Annotated in this window: 15 protein-coding genes; 11 read left to right on the forward strand and 4 right to left on the reverse strand. The window is 69.5% G+C overall.

Annotation, left to right across the window (positions count from 1 at the left end):
- The first annotated feature begins 2 nt into the window (after window positions 1-2).
- Window positions 3-1,244, forward strand: coding sequence for an efflux RND transporter periplasmic adaptor subunit (locus tag ACX12L_RS08735; RefSeq protein WP_459262285.1), 1,242 nt, complete (start codon window positions 3-5; stop codon window positions 1,242-1,244).
- Window positions 1,241-4,336: an efflux RND transporter permease subunit gene (locus ACX12L_RS08740; protein ID WP_459262286.1), complete on the forward strand. Its 3,096-nt coding sequence runs from the start codon at window positions 1,241-1,243 to the stop codon at window positions 4,334-4,336. The genes ACX12L_RS08735 and ACX12L_RS08740 overlap by 4 nt, the downstream gene beginning before the upstream one ends.
- A gap of 144 nt (window positions 4,337-4,480) precedes the next feature.
- Here the strand turns inward: ACX12L_RS08740 and ACX12L_RS08745 are convergent, their stop codons facing one another.
- On the reverse strand, window positions 4,481-6,142 hold the full coding sequence (locus ACX12L_RS08745) for a methyl-accepting chemotaxis protein (RefSeq protein ID WP_459262287.1): 1,662 nt from the start codon (window positions 6,140-6,142) through the stop codon (window positions 4,481-4,483).
- 130 nt (window positions 6,143-6,272) lie between these two features.
- On the reverse strand, window positions 6,273-8,504 hold the full coding sequence (locus tag ACX12L_RS08750; RefSeq protein WP_459262288.1) for a heavy metal translocating P-type ATPase: 2,232 nt from the start codon (window positions 8,502-8,504) through the stop codon (window positions 6,273-6,275).
- A gap of 146 nt (window positions 8,505-8,650) precedes the next feature.
- Between ACX12L_RS08750 and ACX12L_RS08755 the strand changes: the two genes are divergently transcribed.
- Window positions 8,651-8,848: a heavy-metal-associated domain-containing protein gene (locus ACX12L_RS08755; protein ID WP_459262289.1), complete on the forward strand. Its 198-nt coding sequence runs from the start codon at window positions 8,651-8,653 to the stop codon at window positions 8,846-8,848.
- A complete protein-coding gene (cueR, locus tag ACX12L_RS08760) occupies window positions 8,845-9,261 on the forward strand; it encodes a Cu(I)-responsive transcriptional regulator (protein ID WP_459262290.1) in 417 nt (138 codons plus the stop codon). Before ACX12L_RS08755 ends, cueR begins: the two co-directional genes overlap by 4 nt.
- Window positions 9,262-9,358: 97 nt before the next feature.
- Here the strand turns inward: cueR and ACX12L_RS08765 are convergent, their stop codons facing one another.
- A complete protein-coding gene (locus ACX12L_RS08765) occupies window positions 9,359-9,535 on the reverse strand; it encodes a VOC family protein (protein WP_459262291.1) in 177 nt (58 codons plus the stop codon).
- Window positions 9,536-9,599: 64 nt separating this feature from the next.
- Window positions 9,600-10,322 carry a TetR/AcrR family transcriptional regulator gene (locus ACX12L_RS08770; RefSeq protein ID WP_459262292.1) on the reverse strand — a complete coding sequence of 241 codons (723 nt, stop codon included), beginning with the start codon at window positions 10,320-10,322 and terminating at the stop codon, window positions 9,600-9,602.
- 132 nt (window positions 10,323-10,454) lie between these two features.
- On the opposite strand from ACX12L_RS08770, the gene ACX12L_RS08775 reads away from it, so the two are divergent.
- From ACX12L_RS08775 to ACX12L_RS08805, 7 genes are all read left to right on the forward strand, one after another.
- Window positions 10,455-11,321, forward strand: a complete 867-nt coding sequence (locus tag ACX12L_RS08775) for an ABC transporter ATP-binding protein (RefSeq protein WP_459262293.1) — start codon at window positions 10,455-10,457, stop codon at window positions 11,319-11,321.
- The gene (locus ACX12L_RS08780) at window positions 11,318-12,199 is read left to right on the forward strand and encodes a branched-chain amino acid ABC transporter permease (RefSeq protein ID WP_459262294.1); all 882 of its coding nucleotides are present in this window, start codon (window positions 11,318-11,320) and stop codon (window positions 12,197-12,199) included. Before ACX12L_RS08775 ends, ACX12L_RS08780 begins: the two co-directional genes overlap by 4 nt.
- Complete coding sequence (locus ACX12L_RS08785) at window positions 12,199-13,236, forward strand: branched-chain amino acid ABC transporter permease (protein ID WP_459262295.1); 1,038 nt, start codon at window positions 12,199-12,201, stop codon at window positions 13,234-13,236. Before ACX12L_RS08780 ends, ACX12L_RS08785 begins: the two co-directional genes overlap by 1 nt.
- 17 nt (window positions 13,237-13,253) lie before the next feature.
- Window positions 13,254-14,432: an ABC transporter substrate-binding protein gene (locus ACX12L_RS08790; protein WP_459262296.1), complete on the forward strand. Its 1,179-nt coding sequence runs from the start codon at window positions 13,254-13,256 to the stop codon at window positions 14,430-14,432.
- A gap of 13 nt (window positions 14,433-14,445) precedes the next feature.
- Entirely contained in the window at window positions 14,446-15,267 is an 822-nt protein-coding gene (locus ACX12L_RS08795; RefSeq protein WP_459262297.1) for an ABC transporter ATP-binding protein, read from the forward strand.
- Window positions 15,264-17,063, forward strand: coding sequence for an AMP-dependent synthetase/ligase (locus ACX12L_RS08800; RefSeq protein WP_459262298.1), 1,800 nt, complete (start codon window positions 15,264-15,266; stop codon window positions 17,061-17,063). The genes ACX12L_RS08795 and ACX12L_RS08800 overlap by 4 nt, the downstream gene beginning before the upstream one ends.
- Window positions 17,064-17,124: 61 nt before the next feature.
- Window positions 17,125-17,904 (forward strand): enoyl-CoA hydratase/isomerase family protein, encoded by a 780-nt coding sequence (locus ACX12L_RS08805; RefSeq protein ID WP_459262299.1) that lies wholly within the window; start codon window positions 17,125-17,127, stop codon window positions 17,902-17,904.
- Window positions 17,905-17,911: the final 7 nt, after the last annotated feature.

A 17,911-nucleotide genomic window follows, 5' to 3' on the forward strand; every position in this document is an offset into this window, starting at 1 on the left:
CCATGGTGCATTTCATACCCTCGCGCGTGCGCGCAAGCCGCACGACACGCCGGCCCGGCCACGGCCTGCTGGCCCTGGCCCTGTGCGCGGCCGCCGTGCTGCAAGGCTGCCACAAGGCCCCCACCGAACCCACGGCCCCGGAAGCGGCGCCGCCCATACTGCAATCGGGCCAGCTGCGCTTTCCGCCCGGCCATCCCCAACTCGCGCTGCTCGCCGTGACCGAGGCGCGGCCCGCCAGGGAGCTGGTCGTGGACCTGCCCGCGCGGCTGGTCTGGAACGAGGAGCGCACGCAGCGCGTGTACCCGGCGTTCGCGGGCCGCGTGTCGGCCATCCGCGCCGACCTGGGCCAGAGCGTGAAGGCCGGCGCGCCGCTGGCGCTGCTGGCCTCGCCCGACTTCGGCCAGGCCCAGGCCGACACGGCCAAGGCCCGGGCCGACCAGGCGCTGGCGCAGCAGGCCCTGGCGCGCCAGCGCGAGCTGTTCGAGGCCGGTGTCGTGGCCCGCAAGGACCTGGAGCAGGCCGAGGCCGAGGCCGCGCGCGCACGGGCCGAGGCGGCGCGCGCCGCCGCGCGCACCAGCCTCTACGGCGGCGGCGGCGCGGTGGACCAGCAGCTCGCGATCACGGCCGGCATGGGCGGCGTGGTGGTCGAGCGCAACCTCAACCCCGGCCAGGAGGTGCGGCCCGACCAGTCCGGCCCCGGCACGCCCGCGCTGTTCGTGGTGACCGACCCCTCCTCGCTGTGGGTGCAGATCGACGCGCGCGAGAGCGACCTGGCCTCGCTGCGCCCCGGCGACGCTTTCGCGCTGCAGGTGCCCGCCTACCCCGGCGACACCTTCACGGGCCGCGTGACGGCCACGGCCGACGCCATAGACCCCGTCACGCGCACGCTCAAGGTGCGCGGCCTCGTGCCCAACGCCGACCGGCGCCTGAAGGCCGAGATGCTGGCCACCGCGCGCGTGAGCGAGAGCCGCAGCGCCGCTTTCGTGGTTCCCGCCGCGGCGCTGACGCTCGACGGCGCCACGCACAGGGTCTACGTGCAGCGCGAGAGCGGGGTCTTCGAGCCGCGCACCGTCGTGCTGGGCCATGAGGGCCCGAAGAACGTGGAGGTCGTCCAGGGCCTCTCCGCGGGCGAAAAGGTGGTGACGCAGAACGTGCTGCTGCTGGCGCGCCAGTTCCGCCTTGCCCAGGAGGCCAGCGCCACCGGCTCCGAAGCCAAGGCGCAGCCCGCCAAGGAAGCGCCATGAAGCGGCTGATCCACTACGCGCTGCACCAGCCGCTCTTCATCGTGCTGGGCACGCTGCTGTTCGCCATGGCGGGCGTCATCGCGTTCAAGAACCTGTCCGTGGAAGCCTTTCCCGACGTGACGGACACGCAGGTGACCATCATCGCGCTCTACCCCGGGCGCGCCGCCGAGGAGGTGGAAAAGCAGGTCACGCTGCCGATCGAGGTCGCCCTCTCGGGCCTGCCCAATGCCATCCGCGTGTTCTCGCACACGCAGTTCGGCCTGTCGTTCACCGTGGTCACCTACGACGACAACGCCAACGTGCACATCGTGCGCCAGCAGGTGGGCGAGCGCCTGCGCAGCGTGGACCTGCCGCCGGGAGTGGAGGCCGATATCGCCCCCAACGCCACGCCCGTGGGCGAGATCATGCGCTACCGCCTCCGGGGCGACGGCTACTCCACCACCGAGCTGCGCAGCACCGAGGACTGGGTGGTCGAGCGCGCGCTGCGCCAGGTGCCCGGCGTGGCCGACGTGGTGGCCATGGGCGGCTCCATCAAGCAGTACGAGGTGCAGCCCGATCTGGACAAGCTGCGCGCCTACAAGCTCACGTTCCAGAACCTGCTCGACGCGCTCGGACGCGGCAACGCCAACGCGGGCGGCAGCTACGTCGCCCAGGGGGCCCAGCAGTACGCCATCCGCGGCATCGGCCTGCTGCAGTCGAGCGAGGACATCGGCCGCATCGTGGTCGCGGCGCATGGCGGCACGCCGGTGCTGATCCGCGACGTGGCCCAGGTCAAGGTGGGCGCCGTGCCGCGCCTGGGCACCGTGGGCCAGGACGACGACGACGACGTGGTCACCGGCATCGTGGTGATGCGCAAGGGCGAGAACCCCAGCGTCGTGCTCAAGGACGTGAAGGCCAAGATCGCCGACCTGAACGCGCGCAGCCTGCCGCCGGGCATGCAGATCGTGCCGTTCTACGACCGCACCTGGCTCATGGAGAAGACGCTGACCACGGTGTTCCGCAACCTCGTGGAGGGCGCGCTGCTGGTCTCGCTCGTGCTCTACATCTTCCTGTCGAACCTGCGCGCGAGCCTGGCCGTGGTGGTGGTGATCCCGCTGTCGCTGCTGGCCACCTTCATGGGCCTGAAGTTCATGGGCGTGCCGGCCAACCTGCTGTCGCTGGGCGCCATGGACTTCGGCATCATCGTGGACGGCGCGGTGATCGTGATCGAGAACATCATGCACCGCCTGGCCGAACGCGGCGAGGACATGGACGACCGCGACCGGCGCGAGACCATCATCGAGGCCGCGAGCGAGGTGGGCCGCCCCACGCTGTTCTCGATGCTCATCATCATCGCCGCGCACATCCCCATCTTCGCGCTGCAGCGCCACGAGGGCCGCATCTTCCAGCCCATGGCGCTGTCGGTGACCACGGCGCTCGTCGGCTCGCTGATCTTCTCGCTCACGCTGGTGCCGCTGCTGGCCTACTGGATGCTGCGCCGGAAGCTGCCGCACGGCGACAACCGCGTGGTCGTCTCGGCCAAGCGCCTGTACGGGCCGGTGCTCGACTGGGCGCTCGCGCGCCGCCGCACGGTGGTGGTGGTATCGCTCGCCATGTTCGCCGTCGCGCTGGCCGCGGCATCGCGCCTGGGGTCGGAGTTCCTGCCGGAGCTCGACGAAGGCACGATCTGGGTGAACGTGCGCCTGCCCGCCAGCGTGTCCAACGACGAGGCCGCGCGCATGCTGCGCCAGGTGCGCCAGGCCCTGCGCACCGTGCCCGAGGTGCGCACCACCATCTCCAAGGCGGGCCAGCCCGAGGACGGCACCGACCCCAAGACCATCAGCATGGCCGAGGTGTTCGTGGACGTGAAGCCCGCGGACCAGTGGCGCCCCGGCCTCACGCACAAGCAGCTCATCGAGGAGATGGACCGCGCGGTGTCCGCGATCCCCAGCCTGGAGCCCGCGTTCTCCCAGCCCATCCGCGACAACGTGCTCGAATCGATCTCGCAGATCGACGGGCAGATCGTCATCAAGGTCTCGGGCGACGACCTGGGCGAGCTCAAGCGCATCACGCAGGACATAGAGCGCGAGATCAAGCAGGTGCCCGGCGTCTACCGCGCCGAGATCGACCGGCTGGGCGACCTGCCCCAGCTCGTGATCGACATCGACCGCGACCGCGCGGCGCGCTACGGCCTCAACGTGGGCGACATCCAGGACGTGATCGAGGCGGCCCTGGCCGGCAAGGCCACCACCAGCCTGTGGGAGGGCGAGCGCAAGTTCGCCGTCGCGGTGCGCCTGCCCGAAGACCGGCGCGCCATCGCCAGCCTGCCGGGCACGCCCATCGCCACGCCGGACGGCGGCTACACCACGCTCGGCGCCGTCGCCAGCATCCGCGAGACCACGGGCGCGATGAACATCGCGCGCGAGAACGGCAGCCGCACCATGGCCATCGGCATCTTCATCAAGGACCGCGACATGGGCTCGGTGGTCAAGGACATGCAGGAGCGCGTGCGGGCCCGCATCCAGCTGCCGCCGAGCTACCGCGTGACCTGGTCGGGCGAGTTCGAGAACCAGGAGCGCGCGATGAAGCGCCTGTCGGTCGTGGTGCCGATCTCGCTGCTGCTGATCTTCGTGCTGCTGTTCGACGCGTTCAAGTCGTTCAAGACCGCCTCGCTGATCCTCGTGAACGTGCCGCTCGCGCTCATCGGCGGCTTCATCGCGCTGTGGGTGCTGGACATTCCGCTGTCGGTGTCGGCCGCCATCGGCTTCATCGCGCTGTCGGGCCAGGCCGTGCTCAACGGCGTGGTCATGCTCTCGGGCTACCAGCAGCTGCAGGCCGGCGGCATGGGCGTGGTCGAGGCCGTGCGCCAGGGCTCCATGCAACGCCTGCGCACCGTGCTCATGACCGCCCTGCTGGCCATGCTGGGCCTGCTGCCCATGGCGCTGTCGCACGAGATCGGCGCCGAGACGCAGCGCCCGCTGGCCATCGTGGTCATCGGCGGCCTGGTCACGGCCACGCTGCTGACCCTGGTGGTGCTGCCGGCCCTGTACGTGGCCTGGTTCGCTCCGCGCAGGAACGGACCTGCACCCACGGTACCCGTGGCCATGGCCTGACGGGGAGCCGGTAGGAATTGAATGAAAAATGGCTGCAGCGCCCGCCTATCAAGCGCTGCCAGCTATCTAAACAATAACAAAAAAGCGCACCCGAGGGTGCGCAAAGAGGGGACTGTTGCGAGTGGCCGGTGCCGCTGTGCCGCGTCAGGCCATGCCCAGGCGGGGCGGCACAGCGGCCTGGGCAGCCAGGCTGGCCGGCTGCGCGGCCGTGCCAGGCGGGCGCCCGGCCCAGCCCTGCGCGCCTTCCGCGAGACGGAACTGCTGCACCACCTGCGACAGGCGCGCGGCCTGCTCGCGCAGCGACTCGGCGGCCGCGGCGGACTGCTCCACCAGCGCCGCGTTCTGCTGCGTCATGCGGTCGATCTCACCCACGGAGGCATTGACCTCGCCGATGCCCGCGGCCTGTTCGGTGGCGGCGGAATAAATCTCGCCGATCATGTCCGTCACGCGCTGCACGCTGGTCACGATCTCCTGCATGGCCTTGCCCGCGTCCTCCACGTGGCGCACGCCGCCCTCCACGGCCCGCACGCTCGACTGGATCAGGCCCTTGATCTCGCTGGCCGCAGCGGCGCTGCGCTGCGCGAGGTTGCGCACCTCGCCGGCCACCACGGCGAAGCCCCGGCCCTGCTCGCCCGCGCGCGCGGCCTCCACGGCCGCGTTGAGCGCCAGGATGTTGGTCTGGAAGGCGATGGAGTCGATCAGGCCGATGATGTCGCCGATCTTGCGGCTGGAGGCGGCGATCTCGTGCATGCTGCTCACCGCCTGCTGCACCACCTGGCCGCCGTGCGTGGCCGTGCCCGAGGCCGAGGCCACGAGCTGGTTGGCCACCTGCGAGGACGAGGCCGTCTGCTGCACCGTGGCCGTGAGCTGCGCCAGCGCGGACACGGCCTGCTGGGCGTTGCTGGCCGTCTGCTCGGTGCGCGCCGACAGGTCCTGGTTGCCGGTGGCGATCTCCTGGCTGGCCACCGAGATGCTGCCCCCGGCATCGCGCACCTGGGCCACGATGGCGCCCAGGCTGCCCTGCATGTCCAGCAGCGTGCGCTGCAGGTCGGAGGCCTCGTCGCGGCCCTCCACCGCCATGCGCTGCGACAGGTCGCCGCTGGCGATCGACTGCGCCAGGGCGCGCGCGTCCTCCAGCGGGCGGCAGATGGAGACCATGTTCAGCATCGTCGACGGCACCACCACCGCCACGGTGATCAGCACCGCCAGGCCGAACAGCCACTGGGTCTGCTCGGCGATGCTGCCCTGGCGCGCGATGGCACCGTCCACCTCGGCGCCCAGGGCCTTGTCCAGGGCCTGCAGCTTTTCGGCGGCGGCCGCGAACTGCGCCACGGCCCTGGTGCTCATGCGGTTGGCGATCGTGGCCGTGTCGTAGCCGCCGTTCTCGAGCTGGCGCGCCACATGGGCAAACTGCTCGCGGTAGGTGTCCAGGTGCTTGGCGATGTCCTGCACCAGGGCCTGTTCCTGCGCCAGGTTCAGGCCTTCGAGCCCGGCCGCCACGGCCTTCGCGCGGTCCAGCGCCGCCAGCCACTGCGTGTGCGCCGCGCGCACCGCCTCGGGCCGCTCGTAGTGGATGATCATGTCCTTCTCGGCCTGGCGTATCTGCCCCATCTCCCCGCGCAACTCGCCCAGCAGGCGCACCGCCGCGTGGGGCCCGGCGATGAAGTCCTGGCTCAAGCCATGGAGGCGGAACATGCCCAGCATGCCCGCGCCTCCCAGCATGAGCAGCAGGACCAGCACCACGCCGATGGCGCCAATCATGCGCATGCGAATCGAGAACCAGCGCATGAGCGCGTACATCTTCATGTTTGTCTTCCTTTTGTCATTTGCGCGACGCTTCCAGCGGTGCCGCGGCGCCAATGTGCAACAAATTGCAGCAGGATTATTTGACAAAAAGACAATCCGTTGACAATTTTTTACCTGTGGAGACTACCTACTATTCGCCACGCCAGCGCTTGAGCAGCAAGGCGTTCGTCATCACGCTGACCGAACTCAGCGCCATGGCGGCGCCGGCCACCACGGGGTTCAGGTAGCCCAGCGCCGCCAGCGGTATGCCGGCCACGTTGTAGGCAAAGGCCCAGAACAGGTTCTGGCGGATCTTGGCGACGGTGCGGTGCGAGATGTCCAGCGCCGCCGCCACCAGGCGCGGCTCGCCGCGCATCAGCGTGATGCCCGCGGCGTGCATGGCCACGTCGGTGCCGTTGCCCATGGCCATGCCCACGTCGGCGGCGGCCAGCGCCGGCGCGTCGTTCACGCCGTCGCCCACCATGGCGACCACCCTGCCGTCCGCCTTGAGCGCGGCGACGGCCGCCGCCTTGTCGCCGGGCAGCACCTCGGCCATGACCTCTCCCGCCGCCGGGTCCAGGCCCAGGCGGCGCGCCATGGCCTCCGCCGCGCCGCGGTTGTCGCCCGAGACCATCACGCAGCGCACGCCCCGGGCCTTGAGCCGCTCCAGCGCCTCGCGCGCGCCGGGCTTGGGCTCGTCGCCGAAGGCCAGCAGGGCGCGGGCCATGAGCCCCCGGGCGGCGCGCTCGGCCACGGCCGACACGGTGGCGCCCTGCCCCTGCAGCGCGGCGGCCTGGCCGAGCAGCGGCCCCAGGTCCACGCCCAGCTCCTGCATCCAGCGCAGGCTGCCCACCAGGTAGGTGCGGCCCGCCACCTCCCCCTCGGTGCCGCGGCCGGGCACGGCGCGCACGCCGCCGGGCTGGGCCAGGGCCAGGCCGCGCTCCTGCGCGGCCACCACCACGGCCCTGGCCAGCGGGTGCTCGCTGCCGCTCTGCACCGCGGCCACGGCGGACAGAAGCGCCGACTCATCCGATCCCGGGTCCACGTGGAACGCCGTCAGGCGCGGGCGCCCCACGGTCAGCGTGCCGGTCTTGTCGAAGGCCACCGTGCCCACGCGGTGCGCCACCTCCAGCGCCTCGGCGTCCTTGATCAGGATCCCGTGCCGGGCCGCCACGCCCGTGCCGGCCATGATGGCCGCCGGCGTGGCCAGCCCCAGCGCGCAGGGGCAGGCGATGACCAGCACCGCCACGGCGCGGATCAGCGCCGTCTCCAGCCCCGCGCCAGCCCACAGCCAGCCCAGCAGCGTCGCCAGGGCAATGGCGATCACCGTGGGCACGAACACCGCCGACACCTTGTCCACCAGCCGCTGGATCGGCGCCTTGGCGGCCTGGGCGTCCTCCACCAGGCGGATGATGCGCGCCAGCACCGTCTCGGCGCCCACCGCCGTCACCCGCATGACGATGCGGCCATCGCCATTGATGGAGCCGCCCGTGAGCTGCCCGCCGGCCTCGCGCGGCACCGGCAGGGGCTCGCCGGTCAGCATGGACTCGTCCACCTGCGTATGGCCCTCGGCCACCAGCCCGTCCACGGGAATGCGCTCGCCGGGGCGCACCACCAGGCGGTCGCCGGCCATGACCTCGGCCACCGGCACGTCCACCTCGCCGTCACGGCCCAGCAGGTGCGCCACCTCGGGCCGCAGCGCATGCAGGGCGCGGATGGCCGCCGTGGTCTGGCGCTTGGCGCGCGCCTCCAGCCACTTGCCCAGCAGCACCAGGGTGATGACCACGGCCGAGGCCTCGAAGTACAGGTGCGGCTGATGGCCCGCCCCGGCCGTGAGCCACAGCCAGAGCGACAGGCCGTAGCCCGCGCTGGTGCCCAAGGCCACCAGCAGGTCCATGTTGCCCGTGAGCGCCTTGGCCGCATGCCAGCCGGCCTGGTAGAAGCGCGCGCCCAGCCAGAACTGCACCGGCGTGGCCAGCAGGAACTGCACCCAGGCCGGCAGCATCCAGTGCTGGCCGAACAAGGCGCCGAACATCGGCAGCACCAGCGGCGCCGACAGCAGCAGCCCCACCGCCACGGGCATGAAGCCGGCCCAGGGCGACTGCGCCAGCGCGTCATCCGCGTCCTGCTCGGCCGCGGCGCGCGGCTCGTAGCCGGCGTTGCGCACGGCGCGGCGCAGCACCGCGTCCATGCCGGGGGCCGTGCCGGGGTCGCAAACGACGTGCGCGCGCTCGGTCGCCAGGTTCACCGTGGCGTCGCGCACGCCCGGCACCTTGCGCAGCGCGCGCTCCACGCGGCCCACGCAACTGGCGCAGGTCATGCCGCCAATGCCCAGGTCGAGGCTGTCCTGGGCACCGGCTGATGGAGAAAGGGCAGAGGTCATGGCGGGCATCTTGTGGTCAACGATGGCCACTACCTTAAACCCTCACATCATGGCAAAGTCAAGCCATGCATGAGGCTTGACTTTGACACCATGTCAGGCTTCATGATGGGGCTTCATCCACAGACCACGCACCCGAAAGGACCACCATGCAATACACGTTTCAAGTCACTGGAATGACCTGCGGCCACTGCGAGCGCGCCGTGGTGCATGCCGTACGCGCGCTCGACGAGGAGGCCCTGGTCAAGGTCGACCTGCCCACGGGCCAGGTGGTGGTGGAGAGCGAGAAGGCGCGCGACGCGATCGCCGCCGCCATCCGCGAAGAAGGCTACCAGGTCGCGTCATGACCCCCGCCGCCGCCCAGCGCTGGCCGGTCGCCATAGGCCAGGCGGCCGAGCGCGCGGGCGTGTCGGCGCGCATGGTGCGCCACTACGAAGGCCTGGGCCTGCTCCATGGCGTGGCGCGCACCGGCAGCGGCTACCGCCAGTACAGCCAGGCCGACGTGCACACCCTGCGCTTCATCCGCCGCGCGCGCGACCTGGGTTTCTCGATGGGCGAGATCGCCCAGCTGCTCGGCCTGTGGCAGGACAAGGCCCGCGCCAGCGCCCAGGTCAAGCAGATCGCGCAAAAGCACATCGACAACCTCTCCGAACGCATCGCCGCCATGCAGGCCATGCAGCGCACGCTGCAGGCGCTGGTGGGCTGCTGCCACGGAGACGAGCGGCCGGACTGTCCGATCCTCGACGACCTGGCGAGTTGAAATGAAGGACAACCCCTGAGCGGCTACGCCGACCAGGCCCATCAGCCGCGAATGCCTGCGCTGGCCTGCGCTGGCCTGCGCTGGCCTGCGCGCCAGGCTATGGAGCCGACGGCTGAGGCACGCCCATGGGCGTGCACAGTTCCACCAGAAAGCCGTTGTTGTCATGCACATAGGCCACGGTCTGGCCCCACGGCATGGTCTCGGGCGGCTGCACCAGCGCGGCGCCCGCGCGCACGGCGCGCTCCACGGCAGCGACAACGTCCGCCGTGGTCAAGGCAATCTCACAGCACGGCGCGCCCGGCTGCGACCTTGAAGCAACACAACGAATTCCTTTGTTATCAATCGCTGGCCGCTCTCTTTTCAGGAATTCTCGCGAGCGCCGCAGCGGGCGTCGCTGGCGCGGCCGGGTGCCCCAGCACGCCGTGCATCAACGTGGCGATGCACTGCTCGGCCACCTGCGTGGCGCTGTAGTCGCCTTCGGGCTGGTACCAGCGCCCGATCCAGCTGAGCGCCCCGGCGATCACGAAGGCCGTCATCTTCGGGTCGCAGGGCGCGAGCGAGCCGTCCTGCACGCCCTGGGCCACCAGGCGGCGGAAGGCCAGGTCGATCTCGGACTTCATGCGGCGCAGCTCGGTGCGGCTGGGCTCGGGCACCTCCTCGTCGCCCACGCGGATCAGGCACATGCCGAAGGGCTGGGTGACGATGTCGGCATACACCTGCATGCAGGCGCGCAGCTGGTCCACGGCGTTGCCGCCGGCGGCGCGCGAGGCCTCGATGCCGTCGAGCGTCATGTGCAGGCCCTTCTTCACGCACTCCAGCAGGATCTCGTCCTTGTTCTTCACGTAGTAGTACAGCGTGGGCTTGCTCACGTGCAGGCGCGCGGCGATGTCGTCCAGCGAGGTGGCGTGAAAGCCCCGTTCGTTGAACATCTGCGCCGCCGTGGACAGCACCGCGTTGCGCTTGGCCTCGCGCTGCGCCTCGCGTGCGGGCGCCTGGGCCCAGGGCGAGGCCGGCGCCTTGGCGCGGCGCCTGGGCTGCGGATCTGTGCGTGATGTGCCCATACGGGAAATCCTTCGTGTCTCGGGTAAGTACTGATTTTCCAGAATCGCGGCTGCACCAGAATCTACTTTCGAGTAACAAGTCTACGCATAAGTAGACGATCGTCCTTTCGCACAAACCCGTAGAGGAGCCCGATGGAGACAACGCTTGCGCGCGGCGCACATTCCGCCGCCCCGCCCTTGCTGCAGGTGGACAGCGTGACGCTGGCGTTCGGCGGCGTGCGCGCGCTGTCCGGCGTGGGCTTCGGCGTGCAGCCGGGCTCCATCACCGCCGTGATCGGGCCCAACGGCGCGGGCAAGACCTCGCTGTTCAACACCATCTCGGGCTTCTACCGGCCCACGGGCGGCAGCATCCGATTCAAGGGCCAGGACATCACGCGCATTCCCGCGCCGCAGCGCGCCCGCATGGGTCTGGGGCGCAGCTTCCAGAACATCGCCCTCTTTCGCGGCATGACGGTGCTGGACAACATCAAGCTCGGCCGCCACGCGCACCTCAAGACCAACGTGTTCGACGCGCTGTTCTATATGGGCCGCGCCCGGCGCGAGGAGGCCGCGCTGCGCCGCGACATCGAGGAGCGCATCATCGACTTCCTGGAGATCGACCACATCCGCCACGCGCCCGTCTCGGCCCTGTCCTACGGCCTGCAAAAGCGCGTGGAGATGGCGCGGGCCCTGGCCATGCAGCCCGAGATCCTCATGCTCGACGAACCCGTGGCCGGCATGAACCGCGAGGAGACCGAGGACATGGCGCGCTTCATCCTCGACGTGCGCGCCGAGTGGGGCGTGACGGTGCTCATGGTGGAGCACGACATGGGCATGGTCATGGACCTGTCGGACCACGTGGTGGTGCTCAACTTCGGCCAGGTCATCGCCCAGGGCATACCCGCCGTGGTGCAGGCCGACCCCGAGGTCAACCGCGCCTACCTGGGCTCGGGCAACGTCGATGAGCTGCGCGCCAAGCTGCGCGCCGCCGCACGGCCAGCCATGGCGGGAGCCGCATGATGGATTGGGCCTACCTGTTCGAGATCAGCCTCACCGGCATCGCCAGCGGCGGGCTGTACGCGCTCGCGGCGCTGGCCTTCGTGATGGTCTACAAGGCCACGCGCGTGGTGAACATCGCCATCGGCGAAATGCTGATGGCCGGCGGCTACCTGTTCTTCACCTTCGCCGCCATGTGGGCGCTGCCGCTGTGGCTGGCGATTCCGGCCGCCGTGCTGGCCTGCGGCCTGCTGGGCGCGGTGATCGAGCGATGCACGATCCGCCCGCTGCTGGGCGAGCCGCCGATCTCCGTCTTCATGGTCACCGTGGGCCTGTCCTCGGTGCTCATCGGCCTGGTGGAAATGGTCTGGACGGCCGACCAGCGCCGCCTGCCCGAGTTCATGCCCGGCGACCCGATCATGGTCGGCGACGCCTTCCTCGCGCCCAAGGTGTTCTGGGGCGCGGCGGTGGCGGCCGTGTTCATCGCGGCCGTACTGCTGGTGTTCCGCTACTGGCGCGGCGGCGTGGCGCTGCGCGCCACGGCGAGCGACCAGGCCGCCGCCTACTCGGTGGGCATCAACGTGCCGCGCGTGTTCTCGCTGGCCTGGGTGGCGTCCGCCATGCTCGCGGCCATCTCCGGGATCATCGTCGGCTCGATCGGCGGCATCTCATCGAGCATGGGCATGTTCGGCCTGTCGGTACTGGTGGTGGTCATCGTCGGCGGGCTCGACAGCGTGCTCGGCGCGCTCGTGGGCGGCATCCTCATCGGCCTGGTGGAGGCGCTGGCCGGCGCCTACCTGGGCGGCGAATACAAGCTGCTGGCCACCTTCGTGGTGCTGGTCGTCATCCTGATGGCGCGGCCCTACGGCCTGTTCGGCACCCATGAGATAGAGAGACTCTGATGCGTATCGGCACCCTCAAGGAAAGCTACGTCGCCGACGCGGCGCTGTTCGACTCGCGCACCCAGCATGCGTGGCTCGCCATCGCCGCCGCGCTGCTGCTGCTGTTCCCGTTCGTCGCCAGCGACTACTGGCTCTACATGGCCTGCCTCGTGGCCATCAACGTGGCAAGCGCCACAGGCCTCAACATCCTCACCGGCTACACCGGCCTGGTGAGCCTGGGCCAGGCCGCCTTCATGGGCCTGGGCGCGTACACCGTGGCCATCCTGCAGACGCGCTACGGCACGCCCTTTTTGCTGAACCTGCTGGCCGGCGGCGTGGTGGCCATGCTGGGCGGCATCGTGGTGGGCATTCCGTCGCTGCGCGTGAAGGGGCTGTACCTGGCGATCGCAACAATAGCGGCCTCGTTCATCGCGCACTTCCTGTTCGCCAACTTCCAGATCACCGGCGGCACGGCCGGGCTGTCGCTGCCGCCGGCGCGCCTGCTGGGCATGGACCTGGACACCTCGTTCCGCCTGTACTGGCTCATCGTGCCGGTGACGGTGCTGATGCTGCTGGGCGCGGCCAACCTGTTCCGCACGCGCATCGGCCGGGCCTTCATCGCCATCCGCGACCGCGACATCTCGGCCGAGGTGCTGGGCATACCGCTCTTGCGCTACAAGCTGCTGTCGTTCGGCCTGTCGTCGTTCTACGCCGGGCTGGCGGGCGGGCTGTGGGCCTACTTCTTCCGCGTGGTCACGCCCGAGAGCTTCCCGCTGTCGATGTCGATCTTCTTCCTCGCGGCCATCATCGTCGGCGGCATGGGCTCGATCCTCGGCGGAATCCTCGGCGCGGTGTTCATGACCATGGTGCCCGAGCTGCTCAAGCTCATCGTCGACCTGCTGCCCGGCGGCGCCGCGATGGCGGTGTTCCTCTCGCCCGTGCGCCTGGTGGTCTTTGGCGCACTCATCATCGGTTTTCTGGTGTTCGAGCCGCTCGGGCTCGCAGAAATATGGCGCCGCGTGCGCCGCTTCTTCCACCTGTGGCCCTTCCGTAATTAACACCCTAGGAGACAGACATGGCACAGCATCGCATTTCCACGAAACGCCGCAGCCTCATGCTGGGCGCAGCCGCCGCCGCGCTCACGCAACCGCTCTCAGTGCTGGCGCAAGGCGCCGAGGAGATCGTCATCGGCGGCTCCATCCCCATGACCGGCGTGTTCGCCTTCGCAGGCGTGGGCATCAACGCGGGCATCCAGGATTACGTGAAGATCGTCAACGACGCCGGCGGCATCAAGGGCCGCAAGGTCAAGTATGTGCCCGAGGACACGGGCTACAAGGTGGACGTGTCGGTGGCCGCGTTCAAGAAGATCACGAGCCAGAACAAGGTCAACGTCTACTACGGCGACTCCACCGGCTTCGCCAAGACCATCAACCCCGAGCTGGAACGCAACGGCAACATCCTCATGGCCGGCGCCTCGTTCGCCAGCGAACTGAACGACCCGAAGAAGTACCCGCACCAATTCCTCGTGGGCCCCGACTACACGGAGATGTTCGGCATATTGCTGAAACACATCGCCAAGGAAAAGCCCGGCGCCAAGGTGGCCTTCGTGTATTCCGACTCCGAATTCGGCCGCGATCCGATCGAGAAGAGCGAGGCCGCCGCCAAGGCGCTGGGCCTGTCGGTACCCGTCAAGATCATGACGCCCGCGGGCAGTGTGGACGTGTCCACCGAGGTCATCAAGCTGCGCCGCGCAGCGCCCGACTACACCATCTTCCACGGCTACATCCTCGCGCCCATTCCCGAGTTCATCACCCAGGGCAAGCAGCAGGGCATGAAGAGCAAGTGGATGGGCACGTTCTGGACCATGGACAGCTCCACCGTCATGAAGATGGGCGAGGCGGGCGACGGCTTCATGGGCGTGATGCCCTACCGCTACTACTACGACACCGAGCGCGCACCCATGCTGGAGAAGATCCGCGCCATGCGCCCCGAGTACCAGAGCACGGCCTACATGCAGGGCTTCCTGGCGGCGATGCTGTTCCTGGAGTCGGCCAAGCGCTGCCTGGAGGGCAACAAGCCGCTCACCGGCAGCAACCTCAAGGCGGGCCTGAACAGCCTGAAGGACTTCGACACCGGCGGACTCATCGGCGTGCCCATCACCATCAGCGGCAACTCCATCCCCGTGGGCCGCGTCTACAAGGCGGACATGAAGGCGCAGAAGATGGTCGCCGCATCCGACTGGATCAAGCTCTGACCCCGCCGCAGCCATGACCCAGCAAGCCACGGATTGCGTCCTCGAAGTCAACAACATCGAGGTCATCTACAACAAGGTCGTGCAGGCCCTGCGCGGCCTGTCGCTGGCCGTGCCGCGCGGGCAGATCGTGGCGCTGCTGGGCAGCAACGGCGCGGGCAAGAGCACCACGCTCAAGGCCGTCTCGGGCCTGCTGCCGCTGGAAAACGGTGCGCTCGAAGCGGGCAGCATCCGCTTCAACGGGCAGAGCACCACGGCCATCGCGCCACAGTTGCTGGTGCGCCGCGGGCTGTCGCACGTCATGGAAGGGCGGCGCATCTTCGAGGACCTCACGATCGAGGAGAACCTCGTCGCCTCGACCTACGCGCTCAGCGGGCGCAGCACTGCGGCCAGGCCCGACTTCGACCTGGTGTACGAATACTTCCCGCGCCTGCACGAGCGGCGCAAGGGCCTGGCCGGGTATCTCTCGGGCGGCGAGCAGCAGATGCTGGCCATCGGCCGCGCGCTCATCGCCCAGCCCGAGTTGATCCTGCTCGACGAGCCCTCGCTGGGCCTGTCGCCGAAGCTCACCGAGGACATCTTCGGCATCATCGCGCGCATCAACGCCGAGCGCGGCACCAGCATGCTGCTGGTGGAGCAGAACGCCACCGTGGCCCTGGCCGTGGCGCACAGCGGCTACATCATGGAGAACGGCAAGATCGTCATCGACGGCACGGCCGAGCGCCTGGCGAGCGACCCGGACGTGCGCGAGTTCTACCTCGGCATGGGCGGCGGGGGCGAGGCGAAAAGTTTCAAAGAGATCAAGCACTACAAGCGCCGCAAGCGCTGGCTGTCATGAACCTTCCCGAACTCACCCTGCCCCAGATGCTGCGCCAGCGCGCACAGCGCGATGCCCAGCGCGTGGCGATCCGGCAAAAGGACTTCGGCATCTGGAAGCCCGTCACCTGGGCGCAGTACTACCAGCGCGCCTGCCACTTCGGCCAGGGCCTGCAGCAGCTGGGCCTGCCCGCGGGCGGCCACGTGGGCGTGATTGCCGAGAACCGCATCGAATGGGTGCTGGCGCAGATGGGCGCGGGCCTGGTCGGTGGCATCGCCGTGGGCGTGTACTCCACCAGCCCCACGGCCGAGGTGGCCTACGTGGTGGGCCATGCCGACATCGACATCATGGTCTGCGAGGACCAGGAGCAGGCCGACAAGGTGCTGGAGGCGCTCGACCAGCTGCCGCGCCTGCAAAAAATCATCGTCATGGAAACCAAGGGGCTGCGCAGCTTCGCCCCCGAGCACCGCGCGCTCATCACCACTTTCGACGAGGTGGAGCGCCTAGGCGCCAGCGTGCACAGCCAGGCGCGCATCGACGAGGTGCTGGCACGGCAAAGGCTCGACGACATCGGCCTGATGATCTACACCTCGGGCTCCACCGGCAAACCCAAGGGTGCGATGATCTCGTGGCGCAACATGCGCGGCGTGGCGCCGGGCATCATCGAGCGGCTGCGGCTCGATGCCGCGACCACCCACCTGTCGTACCTGCCGCTGTGCCACGTGGCCGAGCAGATGCTGACCACCTTCTGCCCCATCTACCTGGGTTCCACGGTGAACTTCGGCGAGTCCATCCGCACCGTGCAGGAGGACCTGCGCGAAGTCGCGCCCACCATGTTCCTGGGCGTGCCGCGCATCTGGGAAAAGCTGCACTCGGCCATCACCATCAAGATGCAGGAAACCGGCGCGCTGCGCCGCGCGCTCTACCAGCGCGCCCTGGCCGGCTGCGCCCCGCTGGCCGAGAAGCCGCGCAGCCAATGGACCGTGCTGGAGCGCCTGCGCCACGCCGCGCACTACTGGCTGGTGCTGCGCGCGCTGCAGAACTTCATCGGCCTGCGCGAGGCGCGCGTGGCGCTCACCGGCGCCGCGCCCATCGCGCCCGACGTGGTGCGCTTCTTCCGCACCCTGGGCGTGCCGCTCATCGAGGTCTACGGCCTGACCGAATCCACCGGCATGGTCACCGGCCATGATCTCGGCCAGGTGCGCGTGGGCACCGTCGGCCCGGTCACCCAGGGCGTGGCGTACCGCATCGCGGACAGCGGCGAGTTCCAGATCCAGGGCGAAATGGTGTTCGCGGGCTACTACAAGAACCCCGAAGCCACGGCCACGACCATCGTGGACGGCTGGCTGCACACGGGCGACGTGGTGCGCGAGGAGAGTGGCCAGATCAAGATCGTGGACCGCCTCAAGGACATCATGATCACCGCCGGCGGCAAGAACCTCACGCCGTCCGAGATCGAGAACACCATGAAGGCCAGCCCCTACATCAAGGAGTGCGTCATCGTGGCCGAGGGGCGCAAGTTCGTCGGCGCGCTGGTCATGATCGATTACGAGACCGTGGGCAAGTGGGCCGAGGCGCGGCGCATCGCGTTCACGCATTTCCGCTCGCTGGTGGAAACGCCCGCCGTGCGCCAGCTCATCGAGGCCGAGATCGCCGGCGGCAACGCCAGGCTGGCCCAGGTGGCGCAGATCCGCAAGTTCCACCTTTTACCGAAGGAACTGGACCACGACGACGGCGAAGTCACCGCCACCATGAAGGTGCGCCGCAGCAGCATCTACAAGGCCTACGCCGCCGAGATCGAGGCGCTGTATTCATAGCAAAAAAGGCCTTCAGCACTTGTCCATCAAGCGCTGAAAGCTATCGTTCAAGTAGCACCTCATGACCGCCACTCCCTTGATCTTCACGCGCCAGGGCGCCATCGCCACGCTACGCTTCGACCGCCCCGAGGCCATGAACGCGCTCGACGTGCCCACCGCGATCGCGCTGCGCGACGCCGTGCGCGCCATAGCGCAGGATTGCGGCGTGCGCGCCGTGCTGCTGCAGGGCAGCGGCCGCGCCTTCGTCGCCGGGGGCGACCTGGCCACCCTGCGCGTCGACCCGGTGCAGGGCGCCAAGGACCTGCTGGAGCCGCTCAACGAGGCCCTGGTGCTGCTGCAGGGCCTGGACGCCCCCGTCATCGCCCAGGTGCACGGCGCGGCGGCGGGCGCGGGCCTGTCGCTGATGCTGATGTGCGACTTCGTGCTCGCGGCCGAGGGCACGAAATTCAACCTGGCCTACATCAACCTGGGCACCAGCTGCGACGTGGGCGCCTCGTGGGCGCTGCCGCGCCTGGTGGGCCTGCGCCACGCACTGGAGATCGCGCTGCTGGGCGAGACCTTCACCGCCGCCGACGCGCTGCGCCTGGGCCTGGTCAACCGCGTGCTGCCCGCCGCCGAGCTCGACGCCGCCGCACAGGCCTTCGCCGCGCGCATCGCCAGCGGCCCCACCGTGGCCCACGGCCACATGCGCCGCCTGATGCGCACGAGCTTCGAGCGCGACCTGCCCGCGCAGCTCGCCGCCGAGGCCCGGGCCTTCGGCGCCTGCGCCCGCACCGCCGACATGCGCGAAGGCATCGAGGCCTTCTTCGCCAAACGCCCGCCGCACTTTCGCGGCCAATGAAAGGAAA

It is taken from the genome of Alicycliphilus sp. T452 (assembly GCF_054512775.1).